The organism is Enorma phocaeensis, from assembly GCF_900186505.1.
Classification (GTDB): domain Bacteria; phylum Actinomycetota; class Coriobacteriia; order Coriobacteriales; family Coriobacteriaceae; genus Enorma; species Enorma phocaeensis.
Genome location: NZ_LT891969.1, coordinates 21,520 through 37,405 on the forward strand (window position 1 = coordinate 21,520; position 15,886 = coordinate 37,405).

Annotated in this window: 11 protein-coding genes; all 11 read left to right on the top strand. The window is 63.7% G+C overall.

What is annotated here, in order from left to right; all coding sequences use genetic code 11:
* The first annotated feature begins 267 nt into the window (after positions 1–267).
* On the top strand, positions 268–3,135 hold the full coding sequence (uvrA, locus tag C1717_RS03075) for an excinuclease ABC subunit UvrA (RefSeq protein WP_102371796.1): 2,868 nt from the start codon (positions 268–270) through the stop codon (positions 3,133–3,135).
* Positions 3,136–3,201: 66 nt separating this feature from the next.
* Positions 3,202–3,696 (top strand): Cys-tRNA(Pro) deacylase, encoded by a 495-nt coding sequence (gene ybaK / locus C1717_RS03080; RefSeq protein WP_102371797.1) that lies wholly within the window; start codon positions 3,202–3,204, stop codon positions 3,694–3,696.
* A gap of 118 nt (positions 3,697–3,814) precedes the next feature.
* Positions 3,815–5,017: a coiled-coil domain-containing protein gene (locus C1717_RS03085; RefSeq protein ID WP_102371798.1), complete on the top strand. Its 1,203-nt coding sequence runs from the start codon at positions 3,815–3,817 to the stop codon at positions 5,015–5,017.
* A gap of 69 nt (positions 5,018–5,086) precedes the next feature.
* A complete protein-coding gene (locus C1717_RS03090; protein WP_102371799.1) occupies positions 5,087–6,355 on the top strand; it encodes a carboxylate--amine ligase in 1,269 nt (422 codons plus the stop codon).
* Positions 6,356–6,445: 90 nt separating this feature from the next.
* Positions 6,446–8,515, top strand: coding sequence for a murein biosynthesis integral membrane protein MurJ (murJ, locus tag C1717_RS03095; RefSeq protein WP_245859393.1), 2,070 nt, complete (start codon positions 6,446–6,448; stop codon positions 8,513–8,515).
* A 3-nt stretch (positions 8,516–8,518) separates the two neighbouring features.
* Entirely contained in the window at positions 8,519–10,501 is a 1,983-nt protein-coding gene (uvrC, locus tag C1717_RS03100; protein WP_245859397.1) for an excinuclease ABC subunit UvrC, read from the top strand.
* Between the two features lie 65 nt (positions 10,502–10,566).
* Positions 10,567–11,508 carry an RNase adapter RapZ gene (rapZ, locus tag C1717_RS03105; protein WP_102371800.1) on the top strand — a complete coding sequence of 314 codons (942 nt, stop codon included), beginning with the start codon at positions 10,567–10,569 and terminating at the stop codon, positions 11,506–11,508.
* An 87-nt stretch (positions 11,509–11,595) separates the two neighbouring features.
* Positions 11,596–12,519: a DNA-binding protein WhiA gene (whiA, locus tag C1717_RS03110; protein ID WP_102371801.1), complete on the top strand. Its 924-nt coding sequence runs from the start codon at positions 11,596–11,598 to the stop codon at positions 12,517–12,519.
* Between the two features lie 232 nt (positions 12,520–12,751).
* Positions 12,752–13,777: a type I glyceraldehyde-3-phosphate dehydrogenase gene (gene gap / locus C1717_RS03115; RefSeq protein ID WP_019128634.1), complete on the top strand. Its 1,026-nt coding sequence runs from the start codon at positions 12,752–12,754 to the stop codon at positions 13,775–13,777.
* Positions 13,778–13,921: 144 nt separating this feature from the next.
* Positions 13,922–15,118 carry a phosphoglycerate kinase gene (locus C1717_RS03120; RefSeq protein WP_102371802.1) on the top strand — a complete coding sequence of 399 codons (1,197 nt, stop codon included), beginning with the start codon at positions 13,922–13,924 and terminating at the stop codon, positions 15,116–15,118.
* Complete coding sequence (tpiA, locus tag C1717_RS03125) at positions 15,105–15,884, top strand: triose-phosphate isomerase (RefSeq protein ID WP_102371803.1); 780 nt, start codon at positions 15,105–15,107, stop codon at positions 15,882–15,884. Before C1717_RS03120 ends, tpiA begins: the two co-directional genes overlap by 14 nt.
* Positions 15,885–15,886 lie beyond the last annotated feature (2 nt).

A 15,886-nucleotide genomic window follows, 5' to 3' on the forward strand; every position in this document is an offset into this window, starting at 1 on the left:
GCAAGAGGAAAGCTTTCAAGGAGCCCTCTCTTGCTAATATCCGCCCGCGGATTCAAAGAGGGGCATGAAGCTTGCGCCCGTCGACGAGAATCGAACAAGGCTTGAGGTTCCCGTGGTACTTGCATCTCGCCGCTGCCGGTGCGAACCGGTCCTTTTATCCCTGAGTTAGAATCAAGGGCTGCGAATATTCTCGGTCCACAGCTGCTGTCGGATAACTACAGTCGGATAACCGCAATAAGCTGAGGCCGGCAGCCGGAAAGGATACGCATGTCCGATTCGTCTATCGTCATCCGCGGTGCTCGTGAGCACAATCTCAAGAACGTCGATGTCGAGATCCCACGCGACGAGCTCGTGGTGGTCACGGGCCTGTCGGGCTCGGGCAAGTCGAGCCTCGCGTTTGACACGATCTACGCCGAAGGTCAGCGCCGCTACGTTGAATCGCTCTCGAGCTACGCCCGCCAGTTCTTGGGGCAGATGGACAAGCCCGACCTCGATTCCATCGACGGCCTCTCGCCGGCGGTGTCCATCGACCAGAAGACCACATCCAAGAACCCGCGCTCCACGGTGGGCACGGTCACCGAGATATACGACTACCTGCGCCTGCTCTTCGCGCGCATCGGTACCCCCCATTGCCCGGAGTGCGGTCGCGTGATTGAGCGGCAGACCACCGACCAGGTTGCCGACAAGATTCTCGAAGCTGGCCAGGGGCGCCGCGCGTTCGTGCTCGCGCCCGTGGTCACAGACCGCAAGGGCGAGTTCGCCAAGCTCCTCGACGACCTGCGCTCGGAGGGTTTCTCCCGCGTGCGCATCGACGGCGAGGTGCGCAGCTTGGACGACCCCATCGAGCTGGACAAGAAGTTCCGCCACACCATCGAGGTCGTGGTCGACCGCATCGTGATCCGCGAGAACTCGGTTGGCCGCATCGCGGAAGCTGTTGAGCAGGCCACGAACCTCGCCCACGGGCGCGTCGGGGTCTACCTGCTGCCTGATCGCGACGCGCCGGAGGGCACGCAAGGAGAGCTCCTCACGTACTCGCTTGCGCTCGCATGCCCGGAGCACGGCCATTCCATCGACGACCTGCAGCCGCGCGATTTCTCGTTCAACGCTCCCTACGGCGCTTGCCCGGAGTGCGACGGCTTGGGCTTCAAGAAAGTCGTTGATGCGGAGGCGCTCATCGAGGATCCGTCGCTTTCCATCGAGGAGGGCGTCTTTGGCAGCTTTTTCGGCAAGTCGAACTACTACCCTCAGATCTTCCGAGCGCTCTGCGTGCACCTGAAGGTCGACCCCGCGACCCCGTGGCGCGACCTCCCCGCGCGCGTGCGCAAGATCTTCCTCGACGGGTTGGGCGACAAGAAGATGCGCGTGGACTACCACACGCAGGACGGTCGCGACACGCACTGGTTCACCAAGTACTCCGGCGTGCGCAACATCCTCTACGAGCGCTATATCGAGACGACGAACGAGAACACGAAAGCGAAGCTCGAGCGCTACATCCGCGAGGAGCCCTGCCGCGCCTGCCACGGCGCGCGCCTGCGCCCCGAGATGCTCGCCGTCACGGTGGGGGACAAGTCCATCTACGACGTGTGCTGCATGAGCTGCCGCGAGAGCCTCGCGTTCTTCGAGGGGCTCGAGCTCACCGAGCGTCAGCAGTTCATCGGCGGGCGCATCGTGAAGGAGATCCTGGAGCGCTTGCGCTTCTTGGTCGACGTCGGCCTCGACTACCTCACGCTCGACCGCGCCTCCGCGACGCTCTCGGGCGGCGAGGCGCAGCGCATCCGCCTTGCCACGCAGATCGGTGCCGGGCTCATGGGCGTGCTCTACATCCTGGACGAACCTTCGATCGGCCTGCACCAGCGCGACAACGAGCGCCTCATCGCCACGCTCGAGCGCTTGCGCGACCTCGGTAACACCGTCATTGTGGTCGAGCATGACGAGGACACCATCCGCGCGGCCGACTTCGTGGTGGACATGGGGCCGGGTGCGGGCGAGAACGGCGGCGAGGTGGTGTGCGCAGGCTCGCCTGAAGACATCATGGCGTGCCCCGGTTCGCTTACCGGTGCCTACCTCACGGGCAAACGAATGATCCGGCTACCAGAAGAGCGCCGCAACCCCGGGCGCGGCTGCCTCAAGATCACGGGTGCGCGCGCGAACAACCTGCGCAACGTTACGGCAAAGATCGAGTTCGGCACCTTCACCGTGGTGACGGGCGTGTCCGGCTCGGGCAAGAGCTCGCTGGTGACCGACACGCTGGCGCCTGCGCTCACCAACGCCATCCATCGCTCGGCGCGCCCCGTTGGGCCGTACAAGAAGCTCGAGGGCTTGGAGCAGATCGATAAGGTCATCGACATCGACCAGTCGCCCATCGGGCGCACGCCGCGCTCCAATCCTGCCACGTACATCGGGCTTTGGGACGACCTGCGCGCGCTCTTTGCGAGCGTGCCGGAGTCCAAGGCGCGCGGCTACAGCCCTGGGCGCTTCAGCTTCAACGTGCCCGGCGGCCGCTGCGAGGCGTGCAAGGGCGACGGCCAGATCAAGATAGAGATGCACTTCCTGCCGGACATCTACGTGCCGTGCGAGGTCTGCGGCGGGAAGCGCTACAACCGCGAGACCCTCGAGGTGACCTACCGCGGCAAGACCATCTCGGATGTGCTCGATATGAGCGTGACCGAGGCGCTCGCGTTCTTCGGCAACATCCCGCAGATCAAGCGTAAGCTGCAGACCCTTTACGACGTGGGCCTGGGCTACGTGCGTCTGGGCCAGCCGGCGACGACGCTCTCCGGCGGCGAGGCTCAGCGCGTGAAGCTCGCCAAGGAGCTGCACCGCCGCCAGACGGGCAAGACGTTCTACATCCTGGACGAACCCACCACGGGACTCCACTTCGAAGACGTGCGCCAGCTCATCGACGTGCTGCAGCGCCTGGTGGACGCCGGCAACACGGCGCTCGTGATCGAGCACAACCTCGATGTGATCAAGGTCGCCGACCGCATCATCGACCTCGGTCCCGAAGGCGGCTCCGGCGGCGGCGCCATCGTGGTGAGCGGCACGCCCGAGGAGGTCGCCGCCTGCCCTGAGAGCTACACGGGCAGGTTCCTGGCCCCCATCCTCGAGCGCGACCGCGCCCGCCAAGAACGCTAGTCCGCAGGATGATGACGCTGCTTGTAAGCCAGGGTCCGGAGCGAGAGAAGATCGGGAGGGAGTGAAGTGGGCAAGCGCGAGAAGCTTCAGAAGACCAATGCGATGCGCGAGCTCGAGCGCGCGGGCATCGCGTTCGAGGTCCGCACTTACGAGGTGGATGAAAACGACCTTTCGGGCGTGCATGTGGCCGAGCAACTCGGCGAGGATGCCGGCCAGGGCTTCAAGACGCTCGTGACGGTGAGCCCGCAAGGTGGCCACGTGGTATGCTGCATCCCGGTTGCGGAGGAACTCGACCTCAAGCGCGCCGCCGCGGTGGCAGGGGAGAAGTCGCTGTCCATGATGCACGTGCGGGACCTCGTTCCGGTGACCGGATATATGCGCGGTGGCTGCTCGCCTGTGGGCATGAAGAAGCGCTTCCCCACGATTATCGACGAGACCTGCCTTCTGTGGGACAGCATCTTCATCTCCGGCGGCAAACGCGGCATCCAGCTCGTGGTCGCGCCCGAGGAGCTCGTGGCTTTCACGGGGGCTACGGTCGCGCCTATCACGCGTGAGGCGTAGACCGCTAGCGCGGACCGCTGCTGCGGTGCATGGCCAAGGTGTGGAGTGTTTAGGCCGAGCGCCGATGGCTGGTATGATGGTTGGCATATCCTAGGCATACCGTTGCGGAAGGATCTAGATGAAGCTCATACACACCAATGCCTTTCTCGCGGGTGCGGCGCGGCGCTGCGTAGCTGCGACGCTTGCCGTGACCTTAGGGCTCGGCAGTGCGTTTATCGTCCCCGTTCCCGCATTCGCAACAGAAACCGATGACCTGCAGGCGCAGGTCGAAGAGGCGCAGGAGCGCCTGGACTCGCTCACCCATCAGCTTGAGGAGGCTCAGGCACAAGTTGACGCGACGGCGCTCGAGCTTGAGGAGACCCAGGCCCGTATCGCTGAACTTGAAGACGAGATCGCTGCCAACCAAGAGGAGCTTGCGGCTGCCCAGAGCGAGCTCGCGGACCATGTCGCCGATTCCTACAAGACCGGCGGTATCTCGCTTGTGACCATCCTGCTGTCAAGCGACTCCTTCAACGACCTCACCTCGCAGCTGTACTACGCTGGACGCGTCGCAGATGCTGAAAGCAACCAGATCTCAAGCGTGCGCGACTTGCAAGCCGAGCTGGAAGCGCAGCAAACCGAGCTGACCGATCGCGAGGCGGAGCTCACCACCCTGCTCGACGAGCAGACCCAGAGTCAAGAGGAGATGGAGGCCGCGACGGCGGAGGCCAACTCGTATCTCAACGGCCTTTCCGACGAGCTGCAGGCTGCCCTCGAGGCGGAGCGTCAGGCTGCCGCCGAGGAGGAGCGCCGCCGTGCCGAGGAGGCCGCGCGCCAGGCGCAGGAGGAGCTCGAACGTCAGCAGCAGGAGGAAGAGCAGCAGCAACAACAACAGGGGCAGCAGGGCTCATCTTCCGGCAACGAGACGGTCGAAGTGCCGAGCGGTGGTGGATCGGGCAGCCTCACCGCTGCCCAGCGCCAGACCATCGTGAACGCAGGGATGTCGCAGATCGGCGTCGACTACGCGCTCGGTGCCTATCAGCCGGGCGTGCTGCTCGATTGCTCGGGGCTCACCACCTACGCATACGCGCAGGCGGGCATTTCGATCATCCATCAGTCCGGGCGCCAATTCAACACGGTCGTCGCTGCGGGTAACCTCAAGACGAGCATGAGCGATCTTGAGCCGGGCGACCTCGTTTTCTACGGGCGACCGAACATCTCGCATGTTGCCATCTACATAGGCGGCGGGCGCATCGTTCATGCAAACGGCTACGGTCGCGGCGTCATGACATCGCGGGTTGACTACAATAGGAACTTCCGCGGTGGCGGAAGCCCGATCTAGAACATGGATCGCGGGCGGCGGGCGTTGAGCCCGCCGCGTTTTTGGAACTGGTGAAGGGCTGGTCGATAGATGCGTGCATTGCACGATGAAGCAGAGGTGCGAGAGCGCCTCGTGCCGGTGATTTTGGGCGCGGACATTCTGGGCTATAGCTTTGTGCGGGGGTTTCACGAGACCTACGGGCTCAGGTCGATCGTGCTCTCATCCTCAGACATCAAGATGACGTCTTCAAGCCGCTTTTGCGACTATCGCATCATCGAGGGAATCGATGACGAGGACGAGCTCGTAGCAGAGCTTGCTCGCATCGGGGCCGAGATCGAGTCTTCCGGGAAGTGCGGGCTCGTCGTGGGCAGCGGTGATTGGTACGCCCGCATCCTCTCCTCCCACAAAGCGGAGCTCGAGCGCTGGTACTACGTTCCCTACATCGATTTCGAGCTGCTCGATGAGATCACGCAGAAGGAGCGCTTCTACGATCTATGCGAGGAACTCGGTATACCCTACCCGCGAACATGGAAGTTCGATTGCGCTGATCCCGACGCGAGGATCGATGCCGAGCAGTTCACCTATCCGCTGATCGCAAAGCCCTCGAATTCCGCGCGCTATCACTATGCCAAATTTCCCGGCAAGAAGAAGATCTTCGAGGTCGAGGACGCGGCGGAGCTCACGCGGATCTTTGAGGCGCTGAAAGGCTCCTGCTATGACCGCGAGCTGATCGTCCAGGAGTTCATCCCGGGCGCCGACGACGGGCTGCGCACGATTACGATCTACATGAATGCCGACGGCACGCCGGCCATGACGTGCTCCGGCCGCGTTGTTTTGCAGGACCATCACCCGGCAGCCATCGGCAACCCCGTGTGCATCATGTCCGACCGCGTCGACGAGGCCATCGAGGATGCGATTCGGCTCCTCAAGCACGTCGGCTACCGTGGGTTCGCCAACTTCGACGTCAAGCTCGATCCGCGCGACGGGAAGTTCAAATTCTTCGAGGTGAACACCCGTCCGGGCAGAAACACCTACTACGTGAACCTTGCCGGCGCGAACTTTGTGCGGCTCATCGTGAACGACTACGTCCTCGGTCGCACGCAGGAACGCTTTGATGCGCTGAAGCCGTTTCTGTTTGCTTGCGTGCCGCCGTACGTGGTAAAGCGCACCGTGGAGGATCCCGCCTTGCGCGAGCAGGTGCTCGGCATGTACCGCGATGGGCTGGCGGTGTTCCCGCTCTTCTACAAGCCCGACACGCTGACTCAACGGTTCTGGTCTGCTATGGCGTACTACCATCAGATCTCCAAGTTCAAGCGCTACGTGTGGGATACCGGCGGCAAGCAGGCATCGGTCGACTGAAGGCAATGGCGGGTGCGCGGGCGCGATGCTCGCGTCCAAGAGGCTGCGGACGCAGAGGCGTCTCGCCCGCGGCAGGAGGGGAGATGACGCATGGCTGACGACTCACGTCCGCACGGGCGGCATTTCGCCCCGTCGTCTCGGGAGGCCACGCATCTGCCGCGCCCGGATGAGACGGCGGTTTTCCTCGCTGCTGCCGAGCGCGCGGCGAAGGAGCGCTCCGCGGGTTCCGCGGAGGGGCGTGGCGCAACGCATCCGGCGGTCCGCGGTGCGCACGCCGCCCCCGAATTGACGCCTCGTGCTTCGCGCCCGGACGAGACCGCTGTGTTCCTTGCAGCCGCCGAGCGCTCCCGCGCTGCGTCTGCCGCTTACGCCGAACATGTCCGCGTGCCTGGTGCGGAGCATGTCGAAGGTCCCGCCGCGCCCCTTGGGCATGATGCTGATTCGACGGGCGTCATCGCTTCCGCATCTTCCGAGGATGTCGGCGAAACCGGCGTTCTCGGCGGCGTTTCCCCTGTCGAATCAAACGACGACGAGGACTTTTCCGGTTCCGGTGATTACGAGAGCGTCGGTCGTTCCGCGGGGCTCATGACGGGGCTCATCATCGTCTCGCGTCTGACGGGCTTTGTGCGCACATGGGTCATGGGCATCGCCTTCGGCGTCTCGTACCTCGCCTCGTCCTACAACATCGCGAACAATCTCCCCAACATGCTCTACGAGCTGGTGATGGGTGGCATGCTCGTGACGGCGTTCTTGCCGGTCTACCTCGAAGCTCGTCGCAACGGCGGGCGTGAGGCGGCAGATGACTATGTGGGCAACCTTCTCTCGGTTCTGCTCATCGTGCTCGGCGGCGTGTCTGTGCTCGCGATCATCTTCGCGCCCGGGCTCATCTGGACGCAGTCGTTCATGAGTGACGGATCCGAGATGGACACGGCGGTCTACTTCTTCCGCATCTTCGCTGTCCAAGTGCTGTTCTACGGTTTGGGTTCGGTGTTCTCGGGCGTACTCAACGCGCATCGCGATTACTTCTGGAGCAATTTCGCGCCCATTCTGAACAACGTCGTGGTCATCGCGAGCTTTGCCGTCTTCCCCTGGCTCGAGGGCGTGAACGAGGGGCTTGCCATCACGGTGGTCGCGTTCGGCACCACCGGAGGCGTGCTCGTGCAGATGGCCTGCCAGATTCCTGCGCTCGGCCGGCACGGCGTGCATCCTCGTCTCCATGTCGACCTGCATGACCCGCTTCTGCGCAAAACCGTGTCGCTGGGCGTGCCCACGCTGGTGGCAACGCTGTGCACGTTCGTCACCGCTTCGGTCCAGAACTCCTCGGCGTTGGCGGTCCAGCCCGGCACGGGGGCTTCGGTCATCGCATACGCGCGCCTGTGGTACACGCTGCCCTATGCACTGCTCTCCGTCTCGATCAACACCGCGCTTTACACCGAGCTTGCCCGTGATGCTGCTCGCGGCGACGACGACGCCGTGCGAGCCGGGATCTCGCGCGGCATCGGCCACCAGCTGTTCTTCCTCATCCCGTTCGCGCTCTATCTCATCGTGTTCAGCTTTCCGCTCAACATGATCTACTGCTCGGGCAAGTTCGATGTCGAGGGCGTGGAACTTGTCTCGACGTACCTGCGCTATCTTGCCGTGGCGCTGCCGCTCTATGGCGTGTGCATGCTTATGCAGAAGGGCTGCTCGGCCCTCATGGACATGAGGCCCTACGCCGTGTTCATGACGCTCGGCGCGCTCACGCAGGTCGTATGGTCGCTTACCCTCGGTGTGGGCCTGGGTGGCGGAATGCCGTTCATCGCGCTTTCCACGGCGGCGTTCTACGTCGTCGCAAACGCTGGCGCTATGGTGTGGATGCGCCGCCGTTTGTACGGTCTCCAGCTCAGGACCATCCTCCACGGCGCTTTGACGGGCCTTGTGCTCGGCGCTGCAGGTGCCGCTGCCGGCGGAGCGGTCCTCTGGCTGCTCGAGACCTTTGTCCGACCGCTGGTGAGCTACGGGGAAGGCGGGGTCATCGCGACCGCGGGCACGCTTGTGACCTTCCTCTACGTGGTGGTTGCGGGACTTGTCTCGTTGGTGGTCACGTTCGTGCCCGCCGTGGCGCTCAAATTGCCCGAGGCGTCGATGATCTCGTCCATCGTCCGGCGTTTCAAGAGGTAGCTGATGGACGAGCGCATCGAGCCGGGTACGACGAGCGCGGGCATCGAGCCCTCCGATCGCGTCGCGCCCACGCTTGCCGAGCAGGTCGCCCATGTGCCCACCCAGCCTGGGTGCTATCTCTGGAAGGATGCCGAGGGAGCGGTCATCTACGTGGGCAAGGCTAAGAATCTCCGCGCGCGCATGCGCCAGTATGTTCAGCTCACCGATGATCGAGCCAAGATTCCGCTCATGATGCAGCTCGTGCAGAGCTTCGACTATATCGTGGTCGATACCGAGCACGAGGCCCTCGTTCTAGAACGCGAGCTCATCGGCCAGTACAGGCCTTATTTCAACGTAGACTTCAAGGACGATAAGAGCTATCCATTCATCGCCATCACGCGCGGCGATACCTTTCCCGCGATCAAGTACACGCGCGAGAAGCACAGGCCGGGCACACGGTACTTTGGACCTTACACGGACAGTCGTGCGGCGCGCGAGACAATCGATACCCTGCGCAAGGTGATTCCCATCTGCAGCGCCACCTGTGCCGAATGGAAGCGCACGCGGCGTCTCATCAAGGCCCATGCCGAGGACGAGGATATCATCGGCCTCATCTGCGCGCAGCATGGGCGTCCGTGCTTCGACTATCACGTGGGGCGCGGGCCCGGTGCGTGCGTGGGGGCCGTCGCGCCTGAGGAGTACGCGCGCAACGTTCGCCGCGTCGAGCGCTTTCTCGCCGGTCGCCGTGGAGAGGTGGTCGACGAGCTCAAAAGCGAGATGGCCGATGCTGCAGCCGAACTCGATTTCGAGCGCGCGGGCCGCATCAAGCGGCGGCTCGAGGTCATCTCGGGCCTCGATGACCGCCAGCAGGTGGTGTTTCCCTCCCGGATCGATATCGACCTGGTCGGCTTCTACCGCGAGGAGACCATCGCGGGCGCTTGCGTTTTCGCGGTGCGCGAGGGAAGAACCGTCCGAAGCTGCGAGTTTATCCTGGACAAGGGACTCGATGTAGGTGAGGACGAGCTGGTGTCGGGTTTCATCAAGCGCTACTACGATGAGACCTCCGATATCCCTGCCGAGGTCGACGTGGCAATCGACCTCGATGATGCTGCGCTGCTCGGCGAGTGGCTTACCGAGAAGCGCGGTCACGTGTGCCGGCTGCATCGTCCGCAGCGCGGCGAGAAGCGGCATCTGCTCGATACCTGCGAGCGCAACGCCCGCCACGCGCTCATGCGCTACATGATGCGCACGGGTTATGCCGACGACCGCACGAACCGTGCGCTCTTGGAGCTGGAGAGCGCGCTCGCGCTGCCCGCGCCGCCGCTGCGCATCGAGTGCTTCGACATCTCGACGATCCATGGCGCCTTCACCGTGGCGTCGATGGTCGTGTTCACCAATGGTCGTGCGGATAAGGCCCAGTACCGGCGCTTCCGCGTGCGGAGCATCACCGGTGAGGCGAACGACTTCCTCTCCATGCAGGAGGTGCTCGGTCGCCGCTACGCGCCGGAGCGCATGGCGGATGAGCGCTTTGGCGCACGTCCGGACCTGCTCGTTGTCGACGGCGGTAAGCCTCAGCTCACCGCTGCCATGACTCAGCTCGAGGAGCTCGGGCTCGACATTCCGGTGTGCGGACTCGCCAAGGCGGACGAGGAGGTGTTCGTTCCTTGGGACGACACGCCTGTGGTGCTCCCCAACGGCTCCGCCTCGCTGTACCTTATCAAGCAGGTGCGCGACGAGGCGCACCGTTTCGCCATCACCTTCCACCGGGAGCTGCGCGACAAGGCGATGACGGTCTCCGTGCTCGACGAGGTGGAGGGCGTAGGCCCCACGCGCAAGAAAGCGATCATGCGGCACTTTGGTTCCATGAAGCGCCTGCGCGCGGCGAGCGTGGACGAGATCGCTGCCGTGAAAGGCGTCTCGCGCGCGGTCGCCCAGGCGGTGTTCGACACGCTGCGCGCTTGGGATGAGGAACGGGTCCGCGAAGAAGGCTCCGAGGACGCTCGTTAAGGAACCTCCGGGGTATACTTGAGCCTGATTGGGGCTCCATGGGTGCCCACGTGAGGAGGTTAGGCATGGCAGAGATCAACCCTCAGGCGATCACGGCGGCGGAAATCGCCGACCGCGTGCCCGATATCGTGATCATCACCGGTTTGAGCGGATCGGGGCGCACGCAGGCCATGCATGTCTTTGAGGACATGGGCTATTTCTGCATCGACAACCTCCCGCCGAGCCTCGTACTGCAGCTCGCGCAGCTGGTGGGCATCAACACGGGGGTGGGGCGTCATCTAGCGGTGACATGCGACCTTCGCAGCCAGGGTCTCTTCGACGAGCTGCTCGATACCATCCAAACCCTGCGCGATCACGAGATGAGCTGCAAGGTGGTGTTTCTAGAGGCTTCCGATGAGGTGCTTATTCGCCGCTACAGCGAGAATCGCCGGCGCCACCCGCTCGCCAAGCCCGGGGATACCACCGCGGACGCGATTCAGCGCGAGCGCGCGCAGCTCGCTGACGTGCGCGAGCACGCCGATATGATCATCGACACGAGTCGCTTGCGCACGAGCGCCTTGCGCACCAAGTTGCGCCGGGCATTCTCCGAGCTCTCCGATGAGCAGCTCATGGAAGTCCAGGTGTTCTCATTTGGCTTCAAGCACGGCATGCCCGTGGAGGCGGACATCATGATCGACGTGCGCTTTTTGCCCAATCCGTTCTACGATCCCGAGATGCGCAAGCTCACCGGGTTGGACGAGAAGGTCTCGCGTTTCGTGCTCGATCATCCCAATACCCAATCGTTCCTGCGGGCTTGGTACCAATTGCTCGATTCGGTGATGCCTGGCTACATCGCCGAGGGCAAGCCAAAGCTCTCCATCGCCGTCGGGTGCACGGGAGGACAGCACCGCAGCGTCGCTATCGCCGAGGCTACCGGGCGCTATCTTGAACGCCGGCAGTACCATGTGAGCATCTCCCATCGGGACCTGCCTCGGGCAAACATGACCGCAACGGGAGAGGCCCACTAGCGGGGAACTGCCCGGGCGTTCCCGGTTCCCGTTATCACTGAAGAGCATCTTGACGCGCGCCGCGTTTCCGAAAGGGGATTCTCACACATGTCGTACACCGCCGAGGTCCGCGATGAGCTCTCTCGCTGCGAGCCTGCTTGCGAGTACTGCGATCTCGCGACGCTCGCCGCGCTCGTGCGGGTATGCGGGACGCTTTCCATCGCGGGCCCCGGCCGTTATCGCCTCACGGTAGCGACCGAGACCGGCGCCGTTGCGCGCACGATGATCAACCTGGCGCACAAGATGCTCAAGCTGAGGACCGAATTCACGGTGCGTCGATCGGTGCTGCACAAGGTGCGTAACTATCTCATCGCCCTCCCCGACCAGCCGGGGCTCGATAAGGCGCTCGTGTTGCTGGGAGTGCTCGACCGGCAGGGTGGCCTGGTACAAGGTGTTCCCCGCCACGTGGTTGCGCGCCCGTGCTGCCGCCTGTCGTTCATTCGCGGCGCGCTCATCGCCGGAGGTTTCGTTGCCGACCCCCGCGGGGACTTCCACCTCGAGGTCGCGGTGTCTGGCGAGCGGTTGGCCCGCGATCTGGCGCGGCTCGTGCGCGAGATCGGCGTCAACGCGCGGGTTAACCGCCGGCGCGGTGCCTATGCGGTCTATGTGAAGAGCGCCGAGGACGTGCGGACGCTCCTTCATGCGGTGGGGGCTGAGCGCAGCGTGCGGATCCTCGAGGATGCGCGCGCCATGAAGTCGGTGAAAAACGATGTGAACCGCAAGGTAAACGCCGAGCTTGCCAACCAGACACGCAGTGCTGGCGCCGCCCAGCACCAGCTCGAGCTCATCGCGGAGCTGGAAGCGCGCGGCCTGCGCGGCACGCTGCCTCAGGCGCTCTCCGAATTCTGCGACCTGCGTGAGGCGTATCCCGATCTATCGTTGCGCGACTTGGGGGCCATGTGCGACCCGCCGCTATCGAAATCGGCCCTCTACCACCGGGTGCTCCGCTTGGAGAAGCTGCTTGCCGAGTGAGGTGGGAAAGCGTTGGCCGGCTCATCCGGCGCATTCGCTTCGCTGTAATCCATTAAAGCGTTTCAATATAGGATGATCTGCAACTTTAAAACGTTTCAGAGGTCAGGTAATCGTCAAAAAAAGCGCATTGACGCGAATGTGCCATCGAAAAAAAGGTATATTTGACGAGTGGTTAGTTTGTGGACCCGAATGGTGGGGAAGGACCGCCGGGGTCCAACGAAAGGAGACACACATGGCAGTAAAGGTTGCGATTAATGGCTTCGGACGCATCGGTCGTCTCGCGTTCCGTCAGATGTTCGGCCATGAGGGTTCCGAGATCGTCGCCATCAACGACCTCACCTCCCCGGACATGCTCGCGTACCTGCTGAAGTACGACTCCACGCAGGGCAACTACAGCCGCGATCACGAGGTCACCGCCGGTGAGAACTCCATTACCGTCGACGGCAAGGAGATCACCATCTACAAGGAGGCCGACGCCAACAACCTCCCGTGGGGCGAGCTCGGCGTCGACGTCGTGCTCGAGTGCACCGGCTTCTACACCTCCAAGGAGAAGGCCCAGGCGCATATCAACGCCGGCGCCAAGAAGGTCGTCATCTCCGCTCCGGCCGGCAACGACCTGCCCACCATCGTTTACAACGTGAACCATGAGCAGCTCACGGCCGAGGACAACATCATCTCCGCCGCGTCCTGCACCACCAACTGCCTCGCCCCGATGGCCAAGGGTCTCAACGATTTCGCGCCCATCGTGTCCGGCATCATGACCACCATCCATGCCTGGACCGGCGACCAGATGCCGCTCGACGGCCCGCAGCGCAAGGGCAACAAGCGTCGCAGCCGCGCCTGCGCCGTGAACATCGTCCCGAACTCCACCGGTGCCGCCAAGGCCATCGGCCTCGTGCTCCCCGAGCTCAACGGCAAGCTCATCGGTGCTGCCCAGCGCGTCCCCACCCCCACCGGCTCCCTCACCAACCTCTATGCCGTGGTTGACAAGGAAGTCACCAAGGACGAGGTCAACGCCGCTATGAAGGCTTACGCCGCGACCATCTCCGAGACTTTCGCCTACAACGAGGACGACATCGTCTCCACCGACATCATCGGCGAGACCCACGGCTCGATCTTCGACGCCACCCAGACCATGTGCGCCCCGCTCGGCAACGGTCAGACGCTCGTTCAGGTTACCTCTTGGTACGACAACGAGAACTCCTACACCTCCCAGATGGTCCGCACCATCAAGTACTTCGAGAAGTTCGTGGCGTAAGTCCGTGCTTCAAGCAGCGCTCATATAGGCGTCTGATAGAGGGCGCGGCCTTATGGCGTGAAACACGTCGGGTCGCGCCCTTGTCATGATGGGGCGCGAATCGCGCCCCTGGAAGTGTTCGCTCAATGTGAAAGGTAGGTCAACATGGCTTTCACCAAGAAGACCGTCCGCGACATCGATGTCGACGGCAAGCGCGTCCTCATGCGCGTCGATTTCAACGTGCCGCTGAAAGACGGCGTCGTGACCGACGACACCCGCGTCAAGGCAGCCATCCCCACCATCCAGTACCTCAAGGAGCACAATGCCAAGATCGTGCTCATGAGCCACCTCGGCCGCCCCAAGGGCGACGGTCCCGAGCCTGAGCTCTCGCTCAAGCCCGCTGCCGACAAGCTTGCCGAGCTGACCGGTTACGAGGTCAAGTTTGTCGATGACACCTACGGCGAGAAGGCCGCCGAGGCCGTGGCCGCCCTCGAGCCGGGCGATATCCTCGTCCTCGAGAACGTCCGCTTCGATAAGCGCGAGAAGAAGAACGATCCCGAGATCGCCAAGACCCTCGCGTCCTATGGCGACATCTTCGTGCTCGACGCCTTCGGCACCGCCCACCGTGCCCAGGGTTCCGTGGTGGGACCGGCCGAGTACCTGCCGGCGGTCGCAGGCTTCCTGCTTGAGAAGGAGGTCGACACCCTGACCTCGATCTTCGCTGAGCCGGAGCGCCCCTTCGTCGCCATCGTGGGCGGCTCCAAGGTGTCCTCCAAGATCGGCGTGCTCGATCACCTCATCGACTCCGCCGACACCCTCATCATCGGTGGCGGTATGGCCTATACCTTCTTCCTGGCCCAGGGCTACAGCGTGGGCAACTCCCTCAAGGAGGAGGACTGGGTCGAGCGCGCGGCCGAGATGCTCAAGAAGGCCGAGGACAAGGGCGTGAAGATCCTGCTCCCGGTCGACAACCGCGTTGCCGATCACTTCGGCGAGGATGCCGTGCCCGAGGTCGTTGCCTCCGACGCCATCCCCGATGATCGCGAGGGCATGGACATCGGTCCCGAGACCGAGAAGCTCTACGCAGAGGCCATCGCCGGTGCCAAGACCGTGTTCTGGAACGGCCCCATGGGCGTGTTCGAGTTCGACAACTTCGCGCATGGCACCCAGGCCATCGCCGAGGCCGTTGCCGCAAACGAGGGCTGCACCTCGATCATCGGCGGCGGCGACTCCGTGGCCGCTGTGAACAAGTTCAACCTGGCCGACAAGATGTCCTGGATCTCCACGGGTGGCGGCGCCTCCATGGAGCTTGTCGAGGGCAAGGCCCTTCCCGGAGTGGAGGCTCTCAATGACGCAGAGTAAGCGCACCCGCCTCATCGCAGGCAACTGGAAGATGAACAATGGCATCGACGACGCCATCGCGCTCGCCCAGGGTCTTGTCGAGGCCCTGCCCGAGATTCCCGCCGGCGTCGAGGTGTGCGTCTGCCCGCCGACCGTGGACCTGCGTCCCGTGTCCTGCAAGGGCGGTATCAAGGATAGCGCCATCAAGCTGGGCGCTCAGAACGTCTATTGGGAGGCCTCAGGCGCCTATACCGGCGAGACCTCGGTCGATATGCTCAAGAGCGTGCCCGTTGACTACTGCATCATCGGCCACTCCGAGCGCCGCGACTACTTCAAGGAGACCGACGAGGACGAGAACAAGAAGGCCAAGGCGCTCATCGCCGGCGACATCGTCCCGATCTTCTGCTGCGGCGAGAGCCTCGAGACCCGCGAGGCCGGCGAGCACGTCGCGTTCGTGACCGCGCAGATCAAGGCCGGTCTTGAGGGCGTCGAGATTTCCTCCGGCGACCAGCTCGTCATCGCCTACGAGCCCATCTGGGCCATCGGCACCGGCAAGACCGCCACGGCCGACGATGCCCAGGAGGTCTGCGGCGCCATCCGCGCCACCCTCGTCGAGATCTTCGGCGAGGATATCGCAAACGGCATCCGCGTGCTCTACGGCGGCTCGGCCAAGCCCGAGAACATCGCTGGCTTCCTTGAGAAGGAGGACGTCGACGGTGCGCTCGTGGGCGGTGCCTCGCTCAAGGCCGATAGCTTCTCCGCGATGGTCGTGAAGGCGGGCGAGTAGAT